The 20,917-nt window shown below is 71.2% G+C and carries 19 protein-coding genes, 1 tRNA gene, 1 pseudogene and 1 riboswitch; of the genes and pseudogenes, 11 read left to right on the top strand and 10 right to left on the bottom strand.

Annotated elements, in window-relative coordinates; genetic code table 11:
* Window positions 1-179: 179 nt before the first annotated feature.
* Window positions 180-566, bottom strand: coding sequence for a nuclear transport factor 2 family protein (locus AB0J02_RS35420; RefSeq protein WP_363197939.1), 387 nt, complete (start codon window positions 564-566; stop codon window positions 180-182).
* A 98-nt stretch (window positions 567-664) separates the two neighbouring features.
* Here AB0J02_RS35420 and AB0J02_RS35415 point away from each other — a divergent pair, with 98 nt between their 5' ends.
* Entirely contained in the window at window positions 665-1,243 is a 579-nt protein-coding gene (locus AB0J02_RS35415) for a TetR/AcrR family transcriptional regulator (protein WP_363197938.1), read from the top strand.
* A gap of 14 nt (window positions 1,244-1,257) precedes the next feature.
* Window positions 1,258-1,785 (top strand): annotated as a pseudogene (locus AB0J02_RS35410) (IS630 family transposase); the annotation flags it as partial.
* Here the strand turns inward: AB0J02_RS35410 and AB0J02_RS35405 are convergent.
* Complete coding sequence (locus tag AB0J02_RS35405) at window positions 1,782-3,878, bottom strand: asparagine synthase-related protein (protein WP_363197937.1); 2,097 nt, start codon at window positions 3,876-3,878, stop codon at window positions 1,782-1,784. The pseudogene AB0J02_RS35410 and the gene AB0J02_RS35405 sit on opposite strands and share 4 nt — an antisense overlap.
* Window positions 3,879-4,484: 606 nt before the next feature.
* Between AB0J02_RS35405 and AB0J02_RS35400 the strand changes: the two genes are divergently transcribed.
* The 4 genes from AB0J02_RS35400 to AB0J02_RS35385 all read left to right on the top strand — a co-directional run bounded on the left by AB0J02_RS35400 (window position 4,485) and on the right by AB0J02_RS35385 (window position 9,396).
* Complete coding sequence (locus tag AB0J02_RS35400; protein ID WP_363197936.1) at window positions 4,485-5,906, top strand: MFS transporter; 1,422 nt, start codon at window positions 4,485-4,487, stop codon at window positions 5,904-5,906.
* An 87-nt stretch (window positions 5,907-5,993) separates the two neighbouring features.
* Window positions 5,994-7,202 (top strand): L-2-hydroxyglutarate oxidase, encoded by a 1,209-nt coding sequence (lhgO, locus tag AB0J02_RS35395; RefSeq protein WP_363197935.1) that lies wholly within the window; start codon window positions 5,994-5,996, stop codon window positions 7,200-7,202.
* Between the two features lie 53 nt (window positions 7,203-7,255).
* On the top strand, window positions 7,256-8,029 hold the full coding sequence (gene trmB / locus AB0J02_RS35390) for a tRNA (guanosine(46)-N7)-methyltransferase TrmB (RefSeq protein WP_363197934.1): 774 nt from the start codon (window positions 7,256-7,258) through the stop codon (window positions 8,027-8,029).
* A 170-nt stretch (window positions 8,030-8,199) separates the two neighbouring features.
* Window positions 8,200-9,396: a PrsW family intramembrane metalloprotease gene (locus AB0J02_RS35385; RefSeq protein WP_363197959.1), complete on the top strand. Its 1,197-nt coding sequence runs from the start codon at window positions 8,200-8,202 to the stop codon at window positions 9,394-9,396.
* A 71-nt stretch (window positions 9,397-9,467) separates the two neighbouring features.
* Here AB0J02_RS35385 and AB0J02_RS35380 read toward each other — a convergent pair whose 3' ends face one another.
* The 4 genes from AB0J02_RS35380 to AB0J02_RS35365 form a co-directional block, all read right to left on the bottom strand.
* Window positions 9,468-10,421, bottom strand: coding sequence for an aldo/keto reductase (locus AB0J02_RS35380; protein ID WP_363197933.1), 954 nt, complete (start codon window positions 10,419-10,421; stop codon window positions 9,468-9,470).
* A 66-nt stretch (window positions 10,422-10,487) separates the two neighbouring features.
* Window positions 10,488-11,528 (bottom strand): M23 family metallopeptidase, encoded by a 1,041-nt coding sequence (locus tag AB0J02_RS35375; RefSeq protein WP_363197932.1) that lies wholly within the window; start codon window positions 11,526-11,528, stop codon window positions 10,488-10,490.
* An 11-nt stretch (window positions 11,529-11,539) separates the two neighbouring features.
* Window positions 11,540-11,698: riboswitch (cyclic di-AMP (ydaO/yuaA leader) on the bottom strand.
* Between the two features lie 244 nt (window positions 11,699-11,942).
* Window positions 11,943-13,040, bottom strand: coding sequence for a PP2C family protein-serine/threonine phosphatase (locus AB0J02_RS35370; protein ID WP_363197931.1), 1,098 nt, complete (start codon window positions 13,038-13,040; stop codon window positions 11,943-11,945).
* A 163-nt stretch (window positions 13,041-13,203) separates the two neighbouring features.
* Window positions 13,204-13,277, bottom strand: a tRNA-Met gene (locus AB0J02_RS35365).
* A gap of 194 nt (window positions 13,278-13,471) precedes the next feature.
* Here AB0J02_RS35365 and AB0J02_RS35360 point away from each other — a divergent pair.
* The gene (locus tag AB0J02_RS35360; protein WP_363197930.1) at window positions 13,472-13,759 is read left to right on the top strand and encodes a hypothetical protein; all 288 of its coding nucleotides are present in this window, start codon (window positions 13,472-13,474) and stop codon (window positions 13,757-13,759) included.
* Between the two features lie 59 nt (window positions 13,760-13,818).
* On the opposite strand, the gene AB0J02_RS35355 is transcribed toward AB0J02_RS35360, so the two are convergent.
* Together AB0J02_RS35355 and AB0J02_RS35350 are read right to left on the bottom strand one after the other, a co-directional pair.
* The gene (locus tag AB0J02_RS35355) at window positions 13,819-14,226 is read right to left on the bottom strand and encodes a rodlin (RefSeq protein WP_363197958.1); all 408 of its coding nucleotides are present in this window, start codon (window positions 14,224-14,226) and stop codon (window positions 13,819-13,821) included.
* Between the two features lie 174 nt (window positions 14,227-14,400).
* A complete protein-coding gene (locus tag AB0J02_RS35350) occupies window positions 14,401-14,811 on the bottom strand; it encodes a rodlin (protein ID WP_363197929.1) in 411 nt (136 codons plus the stop codon).
* A 207-nt stretch (window positions 14,812-15,018) separates the two neighbouring features.
* Here AB0J02_RS35350 and AB0J02_RS35345 point away from each other — a divergent pair, with 207 nt between their 5' ends.
* From AB0J02_RS35345 to AB0J02_RS35335, 3 genes are all read left to right on the top strand, one after another.
* A complete protein-coding gene (locus AB0J02_RS35345) occupies window positions 15,019-15,429 on the top strand; it encodes a rodlin (protein WP_363197928.1) in 411 nt (136 codons plus the stop codon).
* A gap of 189 nt (window positions 15,430-15,618) precedes the next feature.
* Complete coding sequence (locus tag AB0J02_RS35340; RefSeq protein WP_363197957.1) at window positions 15,619-15,810, top strand: chaplin; 192 nt, start codon at window positions 15,619-15,621, stop codon at window positions 15,808-15,810.
* 89 nt (window positions 15,811-15,899) lie between these two features.
* Window positions 15,900-16,712 (top strand): chaplin, encoded by an 813-nt coding sequence (locus AB0J02_RS35335; RefSeq protein WP_363197927.1) that lies wholly within the window; start codon window positions 15,900-15,902, stop codon window positions 16,710-16,712.
* 218 nt (window positions 16,713-16,930) lie between these two features.
* Here AB0J02_RS35335 and AB0J02_RS35330 read toward each other — a convergent pair whose 3' ends face one another.
* A complete protein-coding gene (locus AB0J02_RS35330) occupies window positions 16,931-18,202 on the bottom strand; it encodes a SidA/IucD/PvdA family monooxygenase (protein ID WP_363197926.1) in 1,272 nt (423 codons plus the stop codon).
* Window positions 18,202-19,503, bottom strand: a complete 1,302-nt coding sequence (locus AB0J02_RS35325; RefSeq protein WP_363197925.1) for an ATP-grasp domain-containing protein — start codon at window positions 19,501-19,503, stop codon at window positions 18,202-18,204. Before AB0J02_RS35325 ends, AB0J02_RS35330 begins: the two co-directional genes overlap by 1 nt.
* 133 nt (window positions 19,504-19,636) lie before the next feature.
* On the opposite strand from AB0J02_RS35325, the gene AB0J02_RS35320 reads away from it, so the two are divergent.
* Complete coding sequence (locus AB0J02_RS35320; protein ID WP_363197924.1) at window positions 19,637-20,884, top strand: glycosyl hydrolase; 1,248 nt, start codon at window positions 19,637-19,639, stop codon at window positions 20,882-20,884.
* Window positions 20,885-20,917: the final 33 nt, after the last annotated feature.

The following is a 20,917-nucleotide window of genomic DNA, read 5'->3' as shown; positions in this document are numbered from 1 at the left end:
GGCCGCGCAAAGGGCGGCGGAACCTAGCTTGAGTTTTAACCTCAGACCGGCTTGCCCGCCCCGTCTCCGTGGTATCCGCCGCCGATCCCGCCCGCCTCAGGGCGGACGCCAAGAGAGCGGAGGCATGGTCGCGATGGAGCGGGGAGCCGGTCGAAGATCAGGACCCGAGCCGGGAGTCGTCAGACGAAGAAGGCGTTCATCCCGGGCACGTCGGAGAGATAGGTCTCGATACTCGCGATTTTTCCGTCGCGGAGCCGGCATACCGTGGCCAGGTATTCGTCCAGCACGGCGTCCTCCCGGTGCGCCGTGTTGTGCAGGGAGAGCGCCATGTTCTCCCTGCTGACCAGGAGATGCAGCAACTCGAAGTCGAGGCCGTACGAGGCGATCAGCTGAGCGCGCTCCACCACCGCGTCGGCGCCGTCGGCTGTGCCGGAGATGGTGTTGTCACCGGGCAGGGTCCAGGTGGCGTCGTCGTGCAGCAGGACCCGGATGCCGTCCCAGTCGCCCGAGACAAGGGCCTGGTGGAAGGTGCGCCCGAGGGCGAGGGCGGCTTCGTTGGTGGACATGGCATTCCCTTCACAACACTAAAGCGGCGATCTCCGCTTTAGTGTGACCGTAAGCCCCCTGCCCACTAAGGCGCAACTCTTTGCTTTAAGGTGGAGGGGTGAACGCTGACGCATCGACGAAACGGCCCGGCGGCCGCAGCACCCACGTCCGTGCCGCCGTACACAGCGCCGCGGTCGCGCTGGTGGGCGAGTTCGGCGCCGACCAGGTGACCCTCCCCGCCGTGGCCCAGCGCGCGGGGGTCAACTCCAGCACCCTCTACCGGCGCTGGGGTACGCTCGCCGCGCTCTTGGCCGACATCGCCAAGCACCGCAGCGACGCCGGCGCGCCCCCGCTCGTCGGCGACCTGCGCACCGACCTGGAGAACCAGGCGCTCTGGACACTGACGGAGCTCTCCCGGCCCGGTGGCATCGCGTTCTTCCGCGCCGAGGTCGCGCCCGACGTCGACGAGCGCCACGACGGACTACGTGAATGCCTGCGCAGGGTCAGCGAGCGATTCCGCCCTGTCCTCGACGCGGCGCGGGAGCGCGGCGACGCGCCCCCGTCCCTGGAGCAGGTTCTGGATCGGATCGTTGCGCCGCTCTACTTCCGGGTGGTCTTCTCGATCCCCGGTACGGATGAGGCGTACGTCCGCGACCTTGTCGCGGAGCTGCCTGGGAAGCTTCAACCTGAGTTGTGAACTTCGCTCGGCTCCGGTCTCAGCCCGTGCTGCCGATGATGCCGGGCGTTCCCGAGCGGGCGACCCATGACTACGTCCGGGCCGGCACCACCACGCTGTTCGCCGCGCTCGAGGTCGCCACCGGCAAGGTGATCGGTTCCCTGCACCGCAGGCATCGGACGGAGGAGTTCAAGAAGTTCCTGGTCAAGCTCGACAGGGAAGTGCCTGCCGACCTGGGGATCCACCTGATCGGCGACAACTACGCCACCCACAAGACCCCTGCGATCAAGAAGTGGCTGTTGGCCCGCCCCCGGTTCCGTCTGCACTTCACGCCGACCGGCTCGTCCTGGCTGAACCTCGTCGAGCGTTGGTTCGCCGAACCGACCAACAAGCAGATACGGCGAGGCGTCCACCGGTCCGTCCAGGCCCTGGAGAAGGACATCCGTAACTGGATCGCCGCCTGGAACACCGACCCCAAGCCCTACGTCTGGACGAAGACCGCGGACGAAATCCTCGAACGCCTCGCCTCATATCCGAACAGAATTCCAGACTCGGAAGACTAGCGGAGCGGGCCCGCTCCTAGGGCCCGGTCCGGGACCACGCTGCCCGTGGGGACCGCTCGGGCGCGGGCGGGCGTGCCGGTCCAGCAGGTACCGCGGCGCGACAGCAGGCGGCGCAGCCACAGTTCCAGGGCGACCAGGTCGGCGAGGCCGTCCAGGGGCAGGGGCTCACCGTCGGCGGCCTCGCGCAGCGCCTTGCGGACCACGCGGGCCTCGACCAGGCCCGTCTGCGCGAGCAGCGGCGTATCGAAGAGGGCGATCAAGTTGTCCGCCGCCACCCGCAGGCCGGTGCGGGCGGCCGCCGCCGAGGACGCGTGGGAGGTCGCCCCCCAGCCGGGCGGCAGGTCGGCGACGCCGGCGCCCTCCAGGACCGTACGCAGGATCGTCGCGCGGGCCCCGGGCTGGACGCGCAGGGTCTCGGGAAGCGCGCGGCAGGCGCGGACCACCTGGTTGTCGAGGAACGGGGCGTGCAGGCGCTGGAAGCGGATTTCCGCGGCCTGTTCGAGGATGCGCAGGTCGGCCGCGTGGCGGGCGAGGGCCGCGCGGGCCCTGAATTCGCCGGGCCGTTGGCCGGGGCCCGGCCCCGGGCGGGTCGTTCCGAGTTGGAGACGAACCGATACTTCTCGGAGGGCCTCGCCGGTGAGCCAGCGCGCGGCCGGGCCCGGTCTCGCCCAGGTGAGTGCGGCGAGGGACGCTCCGACGGCGCCGCCCGGCTCGTCGAAGCTGCGCTGCAGGAGCCGGTCCGCGAGGTTGTCCAGGCCCGCCTTGTAGGACGTACGGGCCAGTTTGCGGGCCGCGCCGTACACGCGCGCGGGCACCGTGAACGAACCGTCCGCCTTCGTGAGGGCCGCGACCGGGCGCACCATGTGGCGGCGACGGCGGTCCATCAGGAGGTCGGTCAGGCGAGCGGGGTGCGCGTCGAGGACCTGGCGTGCTCCGTAGCCGGTGAAGTGGTCGGCGCTTCCGGAGGTGAGGCGCACGCGGTGCCGGGCCGCCGAGACGAGGGTGGCGCTCGGCTCGTCGGTGAGGGGGCCTTCCAGGTCGGCGTAGGGCAGGGCCTCTTCGCCGGCGGCCACCACTACGTGGTGCAGGCGCGGGTTCGCCGCGATCGCTCCCGCCCGTTCGAGCTCCGCTTCGTGGGTGGTCGTGGCGGTGGAGATGTCGTTGAAGGTCACCGCGAGGAGGCGCTCGCCGGCCCCCGTGCCGTGGCCCAGGACCGTTCCGGGCAGGCCGGGCAGGCCCGCCGCGAGGAGGGCGAGGGTGCCGGAGGCGGGGCCGCCCGAGAGGTCCGCGCCGATGCCGGGCACGGGCATGCCGCGGGCGGCACGCCGCTCGGCGGGGCCCATGCCGGGCACGGGGCCGGGGTCCAGGTCGGTGCCGGGCATGTGCCGGGGCGCGGCGAGCCGGGTGCGTACGGCGTCCACGAGCGCGTCCCGCACGCCGTCCACGGCGCCTACGGGGTCGACGGGGCCCGCGCCCACAGCGAGGGACGACACGGCCTCGTATCCGGCGATCTCGCGGGCGCCGGTCCGCAGGATCAGCGCGTGGCCGGGCGGGATGCGGCGGACGCCCTGGTACGGCGTCGAGTCGTGCAGCGCCTCCGGGACGTCGGGGGTGGCGAGCAGCGCGGCGAGATGGCCCACGTCGAGGCCGGCCTCGATGAGGTCCGCGAGGGGCAGGGCCGCGGTGGCGTAGGCCGTACCGCCCGCCCAGGGGGTGTAGAAGACGGGCCGGGCGCCGGCCAGGTCGCCGGTCACCATGAGGCGGCGGCCCACCTGGACGACGGCCGTGTAGCTGCCCGGCCAGTTGGTGAGGTGGCGCAGGGCGCCGCCGCGTGCGGCGAAGAGGCCGACGCGCAGTTGTTCGTCGGAGGCGCCGCACACGCCGAGGACCGCGATCCGCGTCCGCTCGTCGACCTTGACGATGCGCACTTCGTCGGGGCGCCAGTCGCCGACCGCCCAGAGCGGATCGGGGTCACCCCAAAGGAGGTGGGAGCCGACCGGATGTACCGTTTCGCCGTCCGCTCCCATGGCGCCCGCGGACTCGAGGGAAACAGGTCCGGCGGCGGTACTGCTCCATCCCACCAACCACCGCATCGCCGCCTCCACGACCTGTGGACAACCAAGGGTTCCCCATGCTGCCACGAAGGAGGCGCCGAAGAGGGGCCAAGTGGGGAGCGGAACTCGTCGCACGCTCCCCTTAATGCGCCCCTTTCGAGCCGTAGTTGAACCGTGGCACCACCACGGCGAGGTAGGACGACAGGGGCTGGATTCGGCCAAATCGGCTTCTGTTGGCCGGAGCTGCACACCCCGCTTCGGCCACAGCGCGCAACGCACAGTCCGGGAGGCGCAGTTCGCCTCCCGGACCGGTCCGCCGCCCGCGGGGATGTAGGCGGCGGTGTCCCCCAGCCCACTGGATCCAGTACAGCGGGCCGACCCACGCAGGTTCCATGCAAGCGCCGCCCCCCTGCCCGAGTAAGAGCGCACGCACGGGCGCACGGCACCACACCAGGAGCACACGGTCACAGGGCGTGGCCTGCGCCGTACTTCCAGGCGGACAACAATCTCGCCATCCGGAACTACGCCACTTAACGCTTGGGATTCGGCGAACTACGCTGGGTGTACGAATGCCGCGCGGTTATGCCAGGCCGACATGGTCTGCGAAGTGCCGGCGCGGCAGCCGTCTGTGTCGAGGGGTGGCGCATGTCCAGGGAGCTACGCGGACCGAACGAGAAGCTCGGCGCCGTCCTCGCCCTCGCGGGAATCAGTAACGCGGGGCTGGCGCGTCGTGTCAACGACCTGGGCGCGCAGCGCGGGTTGACGCTTCGCTACGACAAGACATCGGTGGCGCGATGGGTGTCCAAGGGCATGGTGCCGCAGGGCGCCGCCCCGCACCTCATCGCGGCCGCCATCGGGCAGAAGCTCGGCAGGCCCGTGCCGTTGCACGAGATCGGGCTGGCCGACGCCGATCCCGCGCCTGAGGTGGGCCTCGCCTTCCCGCGCGACGTCCGTGCGGCGGTGAAGTCCGCGACGGAGCTGTACCGGCTCGACCTCGCCGGGCGCCGGGCGGGCAGTGGCGGTATCTGGCAGTCCCTGGCCGGATCTTTCGCGGTGAGCGCGTACGCGACGCCCGCCTCGCGGTGGCTGATAACCCCGGCCGATTCCTCGGTCGCGCGGGAGGCGCACACCACCGAGGAGGGCTCTCCCCAGAAGGTCGGCCACAGCGACGTACTGAAACTGCGGGAGGCCGCGGAGGACGCGAGGCGCTGGGACTCCAAGTACGGGGGCGGCGACTGGCGTTCGTCGATGGTGCCCGAGTGCCTGCGGGTCGAGGCGGCGCCCCTGCTGCTCGGCTCGTACTCGGACGATGTGGGCCGCTCCCTGTTCGGCGCTTCGGCCGAACTGACGCGTCTCGCCGGGTGGATGGCGTTCGACACGGGGCAGCAGGAGGCGGCGCAGCGGTACTACATCCAGGCGCTGCGGTTGGCGCGGGCCGCCGCGGACGTGCCGCTGGGCGGTTACGTACTCGCCTCCATGTCGCTGCAGGCCACCTACCGCGGATTCGGGGACGAAGGCGTCGACCTCGCGCAGGCCGCCGTCGAGCGCAACCGGGGGCTGGCGACGGCGCGCACCATGAGCTTCTTCCGGCTCGTCGAGGCACGCGCACACGCGCGCGCCGGTGACGCACAGGCGGCGGGTGCCGCGCTGCGGGCCGCCGAGGGCTGGCTGGAGCGCTCCCGGGACGGCGACAGCGATCCCTCCTGGCTCGGCTTCTACTCCTACGACCGGTTCGCCGCGGACGCCGCCGAGTGCTACCGGGACCTGAAGGCGCCGCGGCAGGTGCGCAGGTTCACGGAGCAGGCGCTGTCGCGGCCCACCGAGGAGTTCCAGCGCTCGCACGGCTTACGGCTCGTGGTGTCGGCGGTGGCCGAACTGGAGTCGGGGAACCTGGACGCCGCGTGCGAGCAGGGAACCCGCGCACTGGAGGTCGCGGGACGGATCTCGTCCGCGCGGACCACGGAGTACGTGAAGGATCTGCTGCACCGCCTGGAGCCGTACGGCGACGAACCGCAGGTGGTCGAGTTGCGGGAGCGGGCCCGGCCGCTCCTGATGGCACCGGCCTGATCAGGCCGGCCGGACCAGGCCGTGCCCCTTGTCCCGCATGGATTGTCAGTGGCGTCGGGCAAGATGCAGGGCAGGAGGTGAGGTCCGGTGGGAACGGCTGCGTATGACGGGGACGTGCTGGTGATCGGCGGCGGGATCGTCGGGCTCGCCACCGCCTATGCCGTCTCGCGCGCCGCACCGGGCACGCGGGTCGTCGTCCTGGAGAAGGAGTCGGGCCCGGCCAGGCATCAGACGGGGCGCAACAGCGGGGTGATCCACAGCGGGATCTATTACCGCCCCGGTTCGCTCAAGGCGCGGTTCGCGGTGCGCGGAGCCGCCGAGATGGTCAAGTTCTGCGCGGAGTACGGGATCGCGCACGCGGTCACCGGAAAGCTGATCGTCGCCACCGAGCGGGACGAGCTGCCGCGCCTGCACGCCCTCGTCCAGCGCGGCAGGGAGAACGGGATCGCGGTGCGCGAGCTCGGTCCCACGCAGATCCAGGAGTACGAGCCCGAGGTGCGGGGCCTGGCCGCCATCCACGTCGCGAGCACCGGCATCGCCGACTACCGCGCGGTCGCCGAGCACCTCGCCGAGACGTCCGGCGCCGACATCCGGTACGGGGCGGACGTCGTACAGATCGACCGGCGGCCCGACCGGGGCGTCGCCGTGCGGACCGCCGCCGGCTCCGTCGTCCGCGCCAGGGTCCTGGTCAACTGCGCGGGGCTGCGCTGCGACCAGATCGCCCGGCTCGCCGGGGACGACCCGCGGATGCGCATCGTGCCGTTCCGCGGCGAGTACTTCGACCTGGCCAGGCCCGAGCTGGTGCGCGGGCTCGTGTACCCGGTGCCGGACCCGGCGTTCCCGTTCCTCGGGGTGCATCTGACGCGCGGCATCGAAGGCAGCGTCCACGTCGGACCGAACGCGGTACCCGCGCTGGCCAGGGAGGGGTACGGCTGGGGCGTCGTCCGCCCCCGGGAGCTGGCGGGGACGCTGGCCTGGCCCGGGTCGTGGCGCGTCGCGCGGCGCCACTGGCGGTACGGGGCGGGCGAGTTGCTGCGTTCCGCGTCGAAGCGCGCGTTCACCGACGCGGTGCGCCGGCTGGTGCCCGCGGTCTCGCCGGACGACCTGGTCGCGGCGCCCGCCGGGGTGCGGGCGCAGGCGGTGCTGCGGGACGGGACGCTGGTCGACGACTTCCTGATCCAGGAGGGCCCCCGCACGGTCCATGTGCTGAACGCGCCGTCGCCCGCCGCGACGGCCTCCCTGCCCATCGGCAGAGAGGTGGCCCGCCGGGCACTCGACGCGCTCGGTCCGGCCTGACGCCTCGGCCTCCGGAGCGGCCGCGCGCTCCGGACCCGTAAAATCACCCCACTGTGTCTGAGTCCGAATCGCCCAAGCCCCCCGCCCCGCCCGTGCGCCCGAACGAGCCGCGCTTTCCCGACGGCCCCCGGCCCGACCCGGCCGGATCGCACTTCGAGCGGCGCATCCGCAGCTTCCAGCCGCGCCGCAGCCGGGTCACCACCTCGCAGGCCGACGCACTGCGGCGGCTGTGGCCCCAGTGGGGCCTGGACATCGACGGGCAGCGTGTTCTCGATCTCGCCGAGCTCTTCCCCGGCCTGGACCGGGTCGTCCTGGAGATCGGCTTCGGCATGGGCGAGGCCACGGCGCAGATGGCGGCGGAGGACCCGTCGACCGGCATCCTCGCGGTCGACGTCCACACCCCGGGCCAGGGCAATCTGCTGGCCCTCGCCGAGCGCGGCGGCATGACGAATGTACGGGTGGCCAACGGCGACGCGATCATCCTGCTGCGCGCGATGCTCCCCGACGACAGCCTCGACGGGCTGCGCGTCTACTTCCCCGACCCGTGGCCGAAGGCGCGGCACCACAAGCGCCGCCTGATCCAGCCGGAGTTCCTGGACCAGGTGGCCGGGCCGCTCAGACCCGGAGCCCTGGTGCACTGCGCGACGGACTGGGAGGAGTACGCGGAGCAGATGCTCGAGGTGCTCACCGCCCATCCCGACTACGAGAACACGCGGCCCGACGGCGGTTACGCGCCGCGCCCCGCGTTCCGCCCGCTGACCCGCTTCGAGGGCCAGGGCCTGGACAAGGGGCACGTGGTGCACGACCTGCTGTTCCGGCGCCGGTAGCCGGGAAGGTCCCGGGCCCCGTCGCGGCGCGCCGCATCCCTCGTTAGGGTCAACGAGTGGCTTCGTATCCCGGCTGCCCGCCCCACCAGGACCACGCCCCCGGCACCCGGCCGGCCGGCGCGGTCCCGCACCCGCGCTGGTGGGAGCGGAAGGGTGTCCGGGCCACGGGCCTGGCCACGCTGCTCGCGCTGTCCGGCGCGGTCATCCTGGCGCTGGTGCGGGAGCAGACCGGCACGGAGGGTTTCCTGGTCGGGCTCGGCCTGGCCGTGCTGCCCGTGCCGCTGCTGATATCCGCGTTCCGCTGGCTGGACCGGGTGCGGCCCGGACCCTGGCGGAACCTGGTCTTCTCCTTCGCCTGGGGTGCCTGCGCCGCGGCCCTGATAGCGATCGTCGCGAACAGTTTCGCGACCCGGTGGATCGAGACCGCCACCGCCGACCCGACCGGCGCCGACACCCTCGGCGCCACCGTCATAGCGCCTGTCGTGGAGGAGTCGGCGAAGGCCGCGGCCGTGCTGCTCGTCTTCCTGTTCCGCAGACGGGACTTCACCGGCCTCGTCGACGGCGTGGTGATAGCCGGGGTCACCGCGACCGGCTTCGCGTTCACCGAGAACATCCTGTATCTGGGCAACGCGTTCGGCACCGATCAGCTGACCGGCACGGGTCCCGGCCTGACCTCGGTGACGGCGGCGACGTTCTTCGTGCGCATCGTGATGTCGCCGTTCGCGCACCCGCTGTTCACGGTGCTCACCGGCATCGGTTTCGGGCTCGCCGCGATCATGACACCGGAGCGCGGCCGGGTCCGCCGGATGCTGCTGCCGCTCGCCGGGCTGCTCGCCGCGATGGGCATGCACGCCTTCTGGAACGGATCGTCGTCCTTCGGCGAGTACGGGTTCTTCGCGGTGTACGCGGCGTTCATGGTGCCGGTGTTCGGCCTCCTCACCTGGCTCGCGGTGTACGTGCGCCACCGCGAGCTGCGCACAGTGCGCGACGAGCTGTCCGCATACGTCGCCGCGGGCTGGCTCGCGCCGCCCGAGCCGTTCGCCCTGGGCTCGCTCAAGGCCCGCCGCCTGGCCCGGGAGTACGCCGCGTACTACGGCGGCAAGGAGGCGGAGGCGGCGGTCGCCGCGTACGAGGCGGACGCGACGGCGCTCGCGCTGCTCCGGCACCGCGGCCGCAAGGGCCGGGCCGGCGCCGATTTCGTCGTACGGGAGCGGGAGTTGCTCGACGCGCTGTGGGAGCGGCGCGGCTACGCGCGCTCCGCGCTCGCGTACGCCTCGCGGATCGCGGCCCCGGTGTGGCTGCCGCCGATGTACGCAGGGCCGGGGCCGATGCCCCAGGGCCCCGCGTACAACCCGTACCGCTCCTAGGGGCCTGTCTTCGAACTCCCCTCTGCCCGGCCACGCCCTCCGGGCGACGAGGGGAGTTCGAAGACAGGCCCCTAGGCGGAGGCGTCCGTGAGGCGGCCGAGCTCCGCGTCCGTCAGCTCCAGGTCGGCCACCGCGAGGAGCGCGGGCAGCTGCTCGACCGTGCGCGCGGACGCGATCGGCGCCGCCACGGTGGGCTGCGCGGCGAGCCAGGCCAGGGCGACCGTGGCGATCTCGGCGCCGCGGGCCTCCGCGATCGCGTCGAGGGCGGTCAGCACCTTCTGCCCGCGCTCGGTCTCCAGGTGCTTGGCCGCACCCCCGGCCCGCGCGCTGTCGACCGTGACGCCCGGCCGGTACTTCCCGGTCAGGAAGCCGGAGGCGAGCGCGTAGTACGGGACGGCGGCGAGCCCCGCGCGGGAGGCGATGTCCTGCCGGGCGCCCTCGTACGTGTCGCGGGAGACGAGGTTGTAGTGGGGCTGGATCGCGACGTACCGGGCGAGGCCCTCGCGGTCGGAGAAGTCGAGGGACTCCTGCAGGCGCTCGGGCGAGATGTTCGACGCGGCGATGGAACGCACCTTGCCCGCCTTCACCAGCTCGTCGAGCGCGCCGATGATCTCCTCGACGGGGATCGTCTCGTCGTCGAAGTGCGTGTAGTACAGGTCGATGCGGTCGGTGCCCAGGCGCTTGAGGGAGGCGTCGGCGGCGGCCTTGATGTTGGGGCCGCGCAGGCCCCGGAAGTCGGGGTGCCGGGCGACCTTGGTGGCGATGACGACGTCGTCACGGTTGCCGCGGGCCTTGAGCCACTTGCCGATGACGGTCTCCGACTCGCCGCCCTCGTTGCCCTCGATCCAGGCCGAGTACGAGTCTGCCGTGTCGATGAAGTTGCCGCCGCCGGCGGTGTAGGCGTCGAGCACCGCGAAGGAGGCGGCCTCGTCGGCGGTCCAGCCGAACACGTTCCCCCCGAGGGAGAGCGGGAAGACCTCCAGATCGGAGGAGCCGAGCTTGCGCAGAGAGGGAGAAGAAGTCATTCGTCGTTCAACGCCCCTACGGAACCCGCTATTCCATCGACGGTGTTCCGCAGGGACGGACCGGACTCAGGGCGTGAGGCCCTTGCCGCGCAGCCACGCCGCCGGGTCGATGCCGGTGGCGTCCCCGCCGGGGTGGACCTCCAGGTGCAGGTGGGGTCCGGTGACGTTGCCGGTGGCGCCCACGCGCCCGATGACGTCGCCGGTGGAGACCTTCTGCCCGGCGCTGACGTTGACCGAGGACTGGTGGCAGAACCACAGCTCGGTGCCGTCGTCGAGGGTGATGATCGTGCGGTAGCCGTACGCGCCCGCCCAGCCGGCCTCGGTGACGGTGCCGCTGTGGACGGCGTAGATCGGCGTACCGGTGGAGGCCGCGAAGTCCAGGCCCGTGTGGTAGCCGGAGGACCACATGGCTCCGGGCTGCCCGAAGGTGCCGGTGATCGTGTACGAGGCGACGGGGAGCTTGAAGCTCTTGGCCAGCTTGGCGAGCCGCTCGGCCTCGGCCTTCTTCTTGGCCTCCGCCTCCGCCTTCTTCTTGTCGGCAGCGGCCTTGGCCTCGGCCTTCTCCTGCTTTGCCGATGCCTCCTCGGCTGCCTGCTTGGCGGCGGCCTCCTCGGCGGCGGCCTGCGCCGTGGCGTCGGCGGCGTCCTGCTGGGTCTCGGCCTGCTGCATGATGCGGGCCCGCAGCGTCTCGCCCGCGTCCGACTGCCCGTTGCTCATCGTGGTGAGCGGGCTGGCCGAGGACGCTCCGGACGAGGAGTCGGAACCGCCGGATATGAGCGCGCCCACGCCGGGCAGCGACTTGGCCTCGGGCAGCGAGTCCTTGACGGCGGAGAGGTCGGGCATGGAGATGTGGACCGCGGGCTTGCCGCCCTGCGCGCTGGCGATGCCGCCCGCGCCGACGGCGGCGATCACGCCGACGCCGAGGACCGTGGAGCTGCGCGCGAGCCCACCGCGCTGCCGGGCTACGCGGTGTTTGCCGCGGACGGGACGGACGGACTCCTCGGTGGGATTCCACTCCTCCCAGCTCTCCTGCTCGACACCGAACCCGCCATCGGCGGGCTCGGCGGAGAATGCGGAGAACTCGGGGGCAGGACGGTTCGACGCCACGGGGGCGCTCTCCTTTCCTTCCTTCTCGCCTACCGGGTTAGCTGACGGGTTCGGAGCAGGAAGGTCTCCTACGAGCACGGCCCGACGCCCGAAAAACGTCGGAACGATGCCTGATTCACCCCAAGTTGGTGGTTCCCCGGCTCCCTTGCGGGATTAAGCGTGTGCGCACGGAGCCGTCGCTTGTGACGGCTGGGACGACCGCGCTGCGTTATCGAACGTTAATAGACAGCAGACAGTAATTCCAAGCCGTTCCCATTGATCGTTCACGTTCACGGCCGGGACTTAACGGGGCACCAGTGGGCGGAATCGGGCGAGTTGACCGTCGGTTTTGACGCACGCCAAACCCGCCCGTTTCTGACGTAGTGTCAATTGTTATGCGCAGCGGTGTCGTCCGGTCACCGCTCGTGACATTGATCAAGGACGCCGTACGGCGAGCAGCGCCATGTCGTCGGAGGCGCCGCCCCCGGTGTGCAGGCGCACCTCTTCGGCCAGGGTCGCGAGGAGCTCCCCCGGCCCCGGGAAGAGGCGCCCGGCGAGCCGGGTCGCGGGGTCGTAGAAGACGCCCTTCGCGTTGCGCGCCTCGGAGAGCCCGTCGGTGTAGAGCAGCAGCGTCGCCGCGGGCGGGAACCTGGCCTCGGTGGCCCGGTCCGGCCAGGAACCGAGCTCGCCCAGGCCGAGCGGCAGCGCCGCCTCGGCCGGCTCGACCACCTGGACCGTGCCGTCCTCGAGCAGCACGATCGGCTCGGGATGGCCGCGGTTGAGGATGCGCAGGAGGTCGCCGCCGTGCGGGATCTCGGCGAGCACCGCGGTGGTGAAGCCCTCGAAGTCGTCGATGCCGCGGCGCCGCCCGCCCTCCCGGGCCAGCGCCCGCTCCAGGCGCTGGGCGACCGCCTCCAGGCTGCCCTCCTGCTCGGCGGCCTCCCGGAACGCGCCGATGACGACGGCCACGGCGGCGACCGCGCCCATGCCCTTGCCGCGCACATCCCCGACGACGAGCCGCACGCCGTGCGGAGTGTCCTGCACCGCGTACAGGTCACCGCCGATGAACGCGTCGGCCTGCGCCGCCTCGTACCGGGCCGCGATGGCCAGGCCGCCGATCCGCCCGGCAGGCTCCGGCAACACCGCGAGCTGGGCCGCCTCCGCGATCTGCCGCGCGGAGGCGAGCTGCTCGTCGCCGCGGCGCACGATCCGGTTGATGAAGCAGGCCAGGACGCACACCGTGGCCACGGTGGCCATCTCGGTGTAGACGTCGGAGTGGAACGAGTACCGGAGGTGTACGGCGACGATGGCGCCGATCGACACGACCCCGGCCATGATCGTGCTGCCCAGCGAGAAGAACGGGGCGACGACCAGGGGCGCGGCGCTGAACAGCGGGGAGCCGGCGAATCCGGACGGGGTGAAATATTCGTAGACCGCACCGCCCGTGATCATCAACAGGGGCAGCACGCGGAGAAAGGCACGCGTGGCGACGGAATCAGCCCCGAGCCCGTGCCGCCCTCCTCGCTGCCCCACCACTAGTCTCCCGCCACGTCCGCGGCCGATATACGGCGTCTCACCAAGGGTTCCCGCAAGGGGGGCCAGGGGCGAGCATTACTGCTCCGTCCGGGTGAAACCCGTAAAGGCCCGCAAACAGAACGAGGCCGGAATCTCGAAAGATTCCGGCCTCGGACTTCAGTAGCGGGGACAGGATTTGAACCTGCGACCTCTGGGTTATGAGCCCAGCGAGCTACCGAGCTGCTCCACCCCGCGTCGATGAATGCAACTCTACGCCATCAGGGACGACGAAAGCCAATCGCCTCCGTGACCGCGCCCGTGCCCTCCGCCGCTCCGCCTCCGAGCGGTCTGTCGCACGCCCTGTCGCACGGCCGCCCGGCATTTAGACCTGTCGAGTGGGGGGCTTCCTCGTCCCGTGTCCGCCGTGTCTTGCACGCAGTTATGAAGACATGACCTCAACTCGACGAGCCATCACCGCTGTCCTGATCGCAGTCGGCGCCACCGCGATCGCCGCACCGGCCGCGGGCGCCGCCACGCTGCCCCATTCGTCCGGCAACGCCATCTCCCCCACCGCGACCCTCGACGCGGTCTCCACCATGGCCGTCCCGGCCTCGCACCGCGACGAGGTGCCCCGTACGGCCGAGCAGCTCCAAGGCCTCAACCAGCTGAACAAGCTGAGCGAGCTGCACCAGGTGACGGATCTGGTGGCGCCGGTCACCAACCTGCTCGGCAGCTAGTCAGAGCACCCGGACACGTCTGAGGGGCAGCTGCGCTCGGCAGCTGCCCCTCAGGTATTTCAGTGGTTCTGCGTACCGTTGGCCGAGAGGACCGGGATGTCGCTCAGAAGGTGCGACAGCGGCTCGTCCTCCTTGGCCTGCGTCGAGTTCTCCGCGCACTGCTGGTTCTGCGGGGCCGACAGGACCGGGATGTCCTGAACGGCGACGTTCACGAGGCCGACCAGCGAGCCGACGTTGGCCTTGACCGGCAGACCGACACAGGGCTTGTTGAGCGCGCCCTGCACCAGGGTGAGCTGCGGGCTCTGGTCCCCCTTGACGGAGGAGTTGCCGAACGCCTGCTGGGCGCCGTTGCCACTGGCCGACGTGGTGCTCCCGTCGTCACCGATGGCCAGAGCCTGAGGAGCAGCCACCGCCGACAGGCCGGCCACGGAAGCGGCAATCGTTGCGGTTGCCCACAGCTTCTTCATGCGAATTCCCTTCATGAGCGAACTCCGTTGGCGGAGCTACGCATAGACAACTGGCCAGGATTGCGACAGTTGCGGACCCTGACCCATTCGGCCTAATACCTGCGAACTACGCGTGCACTCGTAAAACAAAGTTGGGCCGCCGATACCGGCGGCCCAACACGTACGGCATGCGGATCAGTGGTTACCGGTTCCGTTGCCGGAAAGGACCGGGATGTTGTCCAGGATGTGCGACAGCGGCTCGTCGCCCTTGGCCTGCGTCGAGTTCTCGACACACTGCTGGTTCTGCGGGGCCGACAGGATCGGGATGTCCTGAACGGCGACGTTCACGAGGCCGACCAGCGAGCCGATGTTGGCCTTGGCGGGCAGACCGATGCAGGGCTTGTTCAGCGAGCCCTGGATCAGCGCCATCTGCGGGCTCATGTTGCCGTGCGTGGACGAGTTGCCGTACGCCTGCGACGCGCCGTTGCCGCTGAACGAGGTCGTCCCGCCGTCATCGCCCGCCGCCAGGGCCTGCGGAGCCACCGCGGCAGAGATGCCGACGAGTGACGCGGTGACAGCGGCAGCCGCCACAGCCTTCTTCATCATGAGAGATTCCCCTTCGTTGTTTCCGAGAGCATTAGTAACAACTACGCAAGGGGCAGTTTGGTTGCACAGATTCACTCGGATGGGGATCGACACTCCGTGAGGATTATCCGACTCTCGGCGTTACGGGTGAACATGAGGAACCATCCCGACCTCGGGGAGTTATTCCTTTCGCAGTAACCGGTGCCTGTCAGAAAAGGAACAGAAAAAATGCTCAAGAAGGCAATGGCTGCAGCTGCAGTCGCCGTGTCCGTCGTCGGTGTCTCCGCTGCGGCCGCGCCGCAGGCGCTGGCGCTCGGTGACGACAGCGGCACCACGTCCGCCAGCGGCAACGGCGCGTCGCAGGCTTTCGGTAACTCCTCGACCGACGGCGACATGAGCCCGCAGCTCAGCCTGGTCCAGGGTTCGCTGAACAAGCCCTGCATCGGTCTGCCGGTCAAGGCCAACGTCGGCTCGCTGGTCGGCCTCGTGAACGTCGCCGTTCAGGACATCCCGATCCTGTCGGCCCCGCAGAACCAGCAGTGTGTCGAGAACTCGACGCAGGCCAAGGGCGACGAGCCGCTGTCGCACATCCTGGATGACATCCCGGTCCTCTCCGCCAACGGTACGCAGAACGGCTGATCGGCCACCGCGCACCCGGCCCGGGCCGTCCGCATCCTTCAACTGCGGGCGGTTCGGGCCTTTTTATCGCGGGGAGTCCGGGCGGTACAGGTGACTGCCTGGCCGCTCGGACGCCTTGAAAACTTCCTCGGAAACAGGAGAAACAACATGTCTGTCAAGAAGAGCGCCACCATCGTGGCCGGTGCGGTCATGGCCCTCGGCATGGCGGCCCCGGCGTTCGCCGACTCCGGCGCGCAGGGTGCGGCCGTGGGCTCCCCGGGTGTCCTGTCGGGCAACCTGCTGCAGGTCCCCGTCCACATCCCGGTCAACCTCTGCGGCAACACCGTGGACGTCATCGGTCTGCTGAACCCCGCCTTCGGCAACACCTGCGCCAACGACTGACGCGGGAACCGCAGTTAGTCCCCCGGCCGACCCTGGATGCCTCCGAGCTCCAGGGTCGGCTTCGAATTTGGAGCAGGAAGGGAAACACATTGAAGCAGGCACTGAGAATCGGGGTTGTGGCGGCCGCGGCGGCGACAGGCATTCTGTCCATGCCCGGCGGCAGCGCGATCGCCGGGACGGGCGGCGCGGCACAGTCCGGCGGTTCTCCCGGCGTACTGTCGGGCAACTCGGTCGCGGCTCCTGTGGCGGTACCGGTCAATCTCTGCGGCAACTCCGTCGACGCGGTGGGCGTGGGGAATCCCGCCATGGGCAACACGTGCAAGAACGAGGGGCACGCCCACGCCGTCGCTTCCTCGGTCAGCCGCCCGCGGACGGGCGGATACGGGGACGACAGCGCGCCCGAGCGCGGTCCCGCCGAGGCACCCGCGCCCCACGCCGACTCGGCCACCGCCACCGGGAGTTCGACGCACTCCAGTGGCGTCCTGGCGGGCAACTCCGTGCAGGCCCCGGTGAACGTCGGCCTGAATCTGTGCGGCGACACCGTCGATGTGGTGGGTGTGCTCAACCCCGCCATGGGCAACGCGTGCGCGAACGGCGGGGACACGCCGGCCACACCGGGCCCCGGCGAGGACGAGGTGCCCCCGGCGCCGCCCGAGGGGCCGTCCGAGCCGCCCACCGACCGGGCCGTCCCCGGCGGGCACCACGCCGTGGAGGTCGACGCGGTCAGTCGCCGGCACGTGCCCTCGGTGGATGCGCCGGCCGTTCTCCGGGCGCCGGTGGCGCGGGAGCAGCTCGCCGAGACGGGAGTCGACCAGAACGTCCTGGCGGCAGCGGCGGCCGGCGCCGGCCTCATGCTCGGCGGCGGAATCCTGTACCGCAGGGCCCGCTCCGCACGGCGCTGAGTGTCGGGCCGGGAAGAGCTACGCCAACACTCTTCCCGGCCCCCAGAGGACGCCGCGGATACAGGCTGCCCTCCATCGGCGTGAAGCCGACGGCTGGACGGAAGGCAGCGCGGCCGTTCTCATGGCAGGCGACAGTGCACCACCGACCCGCGGGCCCCGGAGTACCGGTTCACCCGTTTGCCCGCGCTGTCACCCCATCGAGCCCCGTAGCCGCCGCCTCAGCTCTCGGAGGCGACCGTCACCGGGTCCTGGGCATGCCTCCTGCCCGGCGGAACCGCCGAACTCCCGCGCCAGGGCTGCCGCTTCAGGTACCGCTCGACCCCGTCGACCAGGGTGGGCGCCGTGTAGGTCGCTCCGTGGACGAAGCGCATCGCCGGCCCGTAGTCGGGCGTCGTCACCAGGCCCGCGAGGAAAAGACCCGGGCAGGCGGCGGCGAAGCCCCGCGCCACCCGCGGTGTCTCCTCGGGCCGGGCCAGCTTCTGTCGCACGCCGGGTGCGAGCAGCGTCATCCGCGCGCAGGTCGCCTGGAACCCCGTGGCCGCGATGACGTGATCGGTCTCGAAGTCCTCCATGCCCTGCGGGGAACCCACTGCGCGCAGGTGGATCCGGCCCGCCGCCGGCTTCGCGTCCACGAGGGTGCGCCCCATCCGGATGTCGATGGCGCCGGCGTCCACCCGGTCCCTGACCCACCAGGCACCCGCGGGTCCGAGCGCTGTCGTGGCGATGGCGGCCCGGGTGCGTTCCGGCAGCCTTCTGAACGCGCCCGGCCTCTCGGAGTAGAACCAGTTGCGCCAGCCGCTGCCGAGCCCGCTGTGCGGAGCACGCAGGCTCTTGTGCAGGGGGCGCTCCCACGGTGGCGGGACCGTGTTCCAGGCCAGTTCGGCGGCGCGCGCGACGATCCGCACCCGGGTCTGCTGTTCGGCGAGGAGCGCCGCGATCTCCAGCGCCGCCTGCCCGGCTCCGACGACCGTGACGTCCGAGCCCCTGAACCGGCCGAGATCGTTGTGCTGGCTGCTGTGCGACACCTGCTCGCCCGTCAGGTCCCGCAGGGCTTCCGGGATGTGCATGTACGGCAGCAGGCCGTTGGCCAGGGCCACGGCCCTGCTGCGCAGGGTCTGCCCGTCCTCGGTCCGCACGACGAATCCGTCGGGCGCCGTGTCGATGTGCTCGATCAGCCGCTCGTCCAGCTGCGACACCGCTTGCCGCGCGAACCACAGGCCGTAGGACGCGAAGGTCTCCACAGGGATGGGCAGGCCGTGCCGGGCGACGAGGCCTTCGCCCGCGCAGTACTGGTCGAGGCGGTACCGGGCCCCCGGCGCGGAGAGGTTGGAGGCCCACGGCTCCGACTTGAGGAACATGCCCCGGGGCATGTGGTGGCGCCACGAATCCATCGGGCGTCCGAACACCCGGGTGTCGAGGCCGCGCGCTTGGGCGTGGGCGGCAATGGACAGGCCATAGGGGCCGGCGCCCACAACCAACAGGTCGTGCATCAGCAGCTCGCCTTTCGTTCAGCCGTCGCGGTCCGGACGGCGGCAGCGGGTTCGGTCGGGCCGCTCGGACCCTCGTCGGGTGTCCCCGGAGCGGCGGCCGGCGCCGGGCGCGGGCGGCGCAGCAGCCGGCGGGCCGCGTGCTGGGACCATTCGGCCGCCATGGCCCGCGCGGGCGCGGCGTCGTCGGTGGCGTGCCAGGCGAACTCCCCGGTCACGGCGGAGCGTCGGGCGGGCAGCGTCGATGTCATCAGGGCCCGCAGCGCGGACAGCGGCGCGTAGTTCTCCACGATGAAGGTGCGCCCGGGCAGGGCACGCCCGTCGGGCAGTGGTTGATGGGTCAGGTCGAGGTACTGGGCCCGTACGACGTCCAGCCCGTTGCCGTCCGCGAACACCCTGAACTGGGCGCCGGGGCGGGGGTTGAAGTCCAGCAGGCAGTACTTGCCCGTCTCGGCGTCCACCCTGAAGTCGATGTCGAAGATGCCCCGGTACTCCAGTGCCTCGACGAGGTGCTCGACGGTGACCTGCAGTTCGGGGACGGGGGCCCAGCGGCCGACCGCGGTCAGCCCAGCGCGGCGCGGCCAGGCGTGCTCCTTGGTGCCGGCTCCCCCGCCGTGCAGCTTCCCGTGCCGGTCGACGTACCCGTGGAAGAACCAGTCGCTGCCCCGTCCCGCGGCCAGGTACCTCTGCAGCAGCAGTTCGCTGCCGGTGCCCTGGCCCCTCAGGTAGAGGCTCCTCGCCTCCTCCGGGGTTCTGACCAGGCTCGTACTGCGCAGGCCCGAACCCGGGGGAAGGAGCCACGGGTGGCTCCACTTCGCCACGACGGGCAGGCCGAGTTCCTCGGCTCCGCTGTACGCCTCGTACTCGTCCCGCGGCAGCAGCGTGGCCGGGTGCTCGATGCCGACGGCGCGGCAGAGCTCGGGCAGCCGTGCCTTGTCCGCGACGTACTCGGCGAGGTGTTCGGGCTGTTCCGGCAGGAGGAACATCTCGGTCAGCGTCTCGCGCAGCTGGCTCACCGCGATGGCCCCCGCGTCATCCATCGGGATCAGCACCGCGGGCCGGGCGATCCGTGCCGCCGTTCGCCGCAGGATCCTGACGACCTCGTTCAGCGACGCGCCCGGGCGTGGCGCGGGGTGCATCTGTGTGACGTAACGCGAGCGGGCCACCGGGCTGCCGGCCGCCACGGCCGCCACATGGACCTCCACACCGCAGCGTCCCAGGGATCGCGCCGCCCCCAGCGTGCCGTGGTGGAAGGGGTTGGGGTCGATCCGCAGCAGCACGACCGGCACACAGGGGTCGAGCATGTGTCGATTCCTTTCCAGGAACTAACCCGTGAGGGTGAGGGAGGGCGGCCATCGGCCGTTCCACGATTGGCGCCATACGCATTCATATGACTGAGTGTCAGAAATGGAGCGAGCGCGGGACGAAGGAGCAGACATGGTCACAAAACGCCGTTGGACGACGCGCAGACGCCTGCCGCTGATCGCGGCGGGAGTCCTGATCTCCGCGATGGTCGCGTCGGGATCCGTGACCATCGAGCGGGCGGACGCGAGCCCGCGCGGTGAACCGGTCCCTTCGCAGTCACCGTCGGCCACGACGGTCCCGAGCCCGGCACCGGCCGCACCGTCGGCCGCGACGGTCCCGGGTCCGGCACCGGCCGCGGGAGCGGACAAGTTCCCGGCCTTCGGGGCCTACCTGGATTACGGGCCGCCCGGTGTGACGCGGATGACGAAGCTGTCGCAGTGGCTCGGCGGCGCCGACCTGCGCGTGGGGCACACCTATCTTCCCGGTGACCGGTGGAGCAACATCGAGGGCTCCCCGACGTTCCTCGACAGTTGGGCCAAGTGGCGTCGTGAACGCGATGACCGGCTCTTCGTACTGAATGTGCCGATGCTGGAGCGCAACGAGGCGCGCGTGCCGGACGCGCAGGTGCGCACGCTGCTCGGGCAGGGCGCGGCAGGCGACTTCGACCAGCACTTCCGCACCCTGGCCGAGCGCCTGGTCGCTCTGCGCGTACCGGACACCGTCCTCGTGCTCGGCTGGGAGATGAACGGCACCACCTACACGCACCGCTGCGGACCCGACCCCGTGGCCTGGAAGAAGTACTGGAACCGGATCGTCACGGTGATGCGGTCCGTGCCGGGGCAGAAGTTCCGGTTCGACTTCACGCCCAGCCGGGGCCGGGACGCCGTGCCCTGGACCGACTGCTACCCCGGCGACAGCGTGGTGGACATCGTCGGCACGGACTCCTACGACCAGCCGGCGGGCAGATCCTTCGACGAGCAGGTGTCCGAGCCGTACGGGCTGCAGGCGCAGGTCGACTTCGCGAAGCAGCACGGCAAGCCGATCTCCTACCCGGAGTGGGGGCTCTTCCGCAACGGCGACAACGCCGATTACATGCGGCGCATGCTCGCCTGGATGGACGAGCACAAGCCGCTCTACAACACGCTCACGGACTACTGCCCGCACGGCGTGTGGCAGTGCGCCGACAACCCGAAGGCCTCGCAGGTCTACCGGACGGCGCTGACCGGCCGCGACAAGCCGGCCACCACGCCCACGAAGCCGACCGCACCGACGCCCCCGGCCAACCCGCAGTGTTCGCCGGTCAACCTGGGCGACTGGGTCGAGCACTGGCTCGGCGGCAAGCTGTGCCTGCGGTTCGACTGGTGGAAGGGGAACTCCTGACCCGGCACGACCGTGGGACGCGGTGGCGGCGCG

It is taken from the genome of Streptomyces sp. NPDC050264, from assembly GCF_040655895.1.
Taxonomy (GTDB): domain Bacteria; phylum Actinomycetota; class Actinomycetes; order Streptomycetales; family Streptomycetaceae; genus Streptomyces.
The sequence above is the reverse complement of the archived record's forward strand: the minus strand, read 5'-3'. Positions and strand labels throughout refer to the sequence as shown.

Coding starts and splice junctions, on each gene's coding strand:
- AB0J02_RS35340 (WP_363197957.1), top strand. CDS start 15,619: ATGGCCCTCGGCATGGCGGCCCCGGCGTTCGCCGACTCCGGCGCGCAG.
- AB0J02_RS35325 (WP_363197925.1), bottom strand. CDS start 19,503: ATGCTCGACCCCTGTGTGCCGGTCGTGCTGCTGCGGATCGACCCCAAC.
- AB0J02_RS35355 (WP_363197958.1), bottom strand. CDS start 14,226: ATGAAGAAGCTGTGGGCAACCGCAACGATTGCCGCTTCCGTGGCCGGC.
- AB0J02_RS35400 (WP_363197936.1), top strand. CDS start 4,485: ATGTCCAGGGAGCTACGCGGACCGAACGAGAAGCTCGGCGCCGTCCTC.
- AB0J02_RS35320 (WP_363197924.1), top strand. CDS start 19,637: ATGGTCACAAAACGCCGTTGGACGACGCGCAGACGCCTGCCGCTGATC.
- AB0J02_RS35330 (WP_363197926.1), bottom strand. CDS start 18,202: ATGCACGACCTGTTGGTTGTGGGCGCCGGCCCCTATGGCCTGTCCATT.
- AB0J02_RS35380 (WP_363197933.1), bottom strand. CDS start 10,421: ATGACTTCTTCTCCCTCTCTGCGCAAGCTCGGCTCCTCCGATCTGGAG.
- AB0J02_RS35405 (WP_363197937.1), bottom strand. CDS start 3,878: ATGCGGTGGTTGGTGGGATGGAGCAGTACCGCCGCCGGACCTGTTTCC.
- AB0J02_RS35420 (WP_363197939.1), bottom strand. CDS start 566: ATGTCCACCAACGAAGCCGCCCTCGCCCTCGGGCGCACCTTCCACCAG.
- AB0J02_RS35350 (WP_363197929.1), bottom strand. CDS start 14,811: ATGATGAAGAAGGCTGTGGCGGCTGCCGCTGTCACCGCGTCACTCGTC.
- AB0J02_RS35360 (WP_363197930.1), top strand. CDS start 13,472: ATGACCTCAACTCGACGAGCCATCACCGCTGTCCTGATCGCAGTCGGC.
- AB0J02_RS35345 (WP_363197928.1), top strand. CDS start 15,019: ATGCTCAAGAAGGCAATGGCTGCAGCTGCAGTCGCCGTGTCCGTCGTC.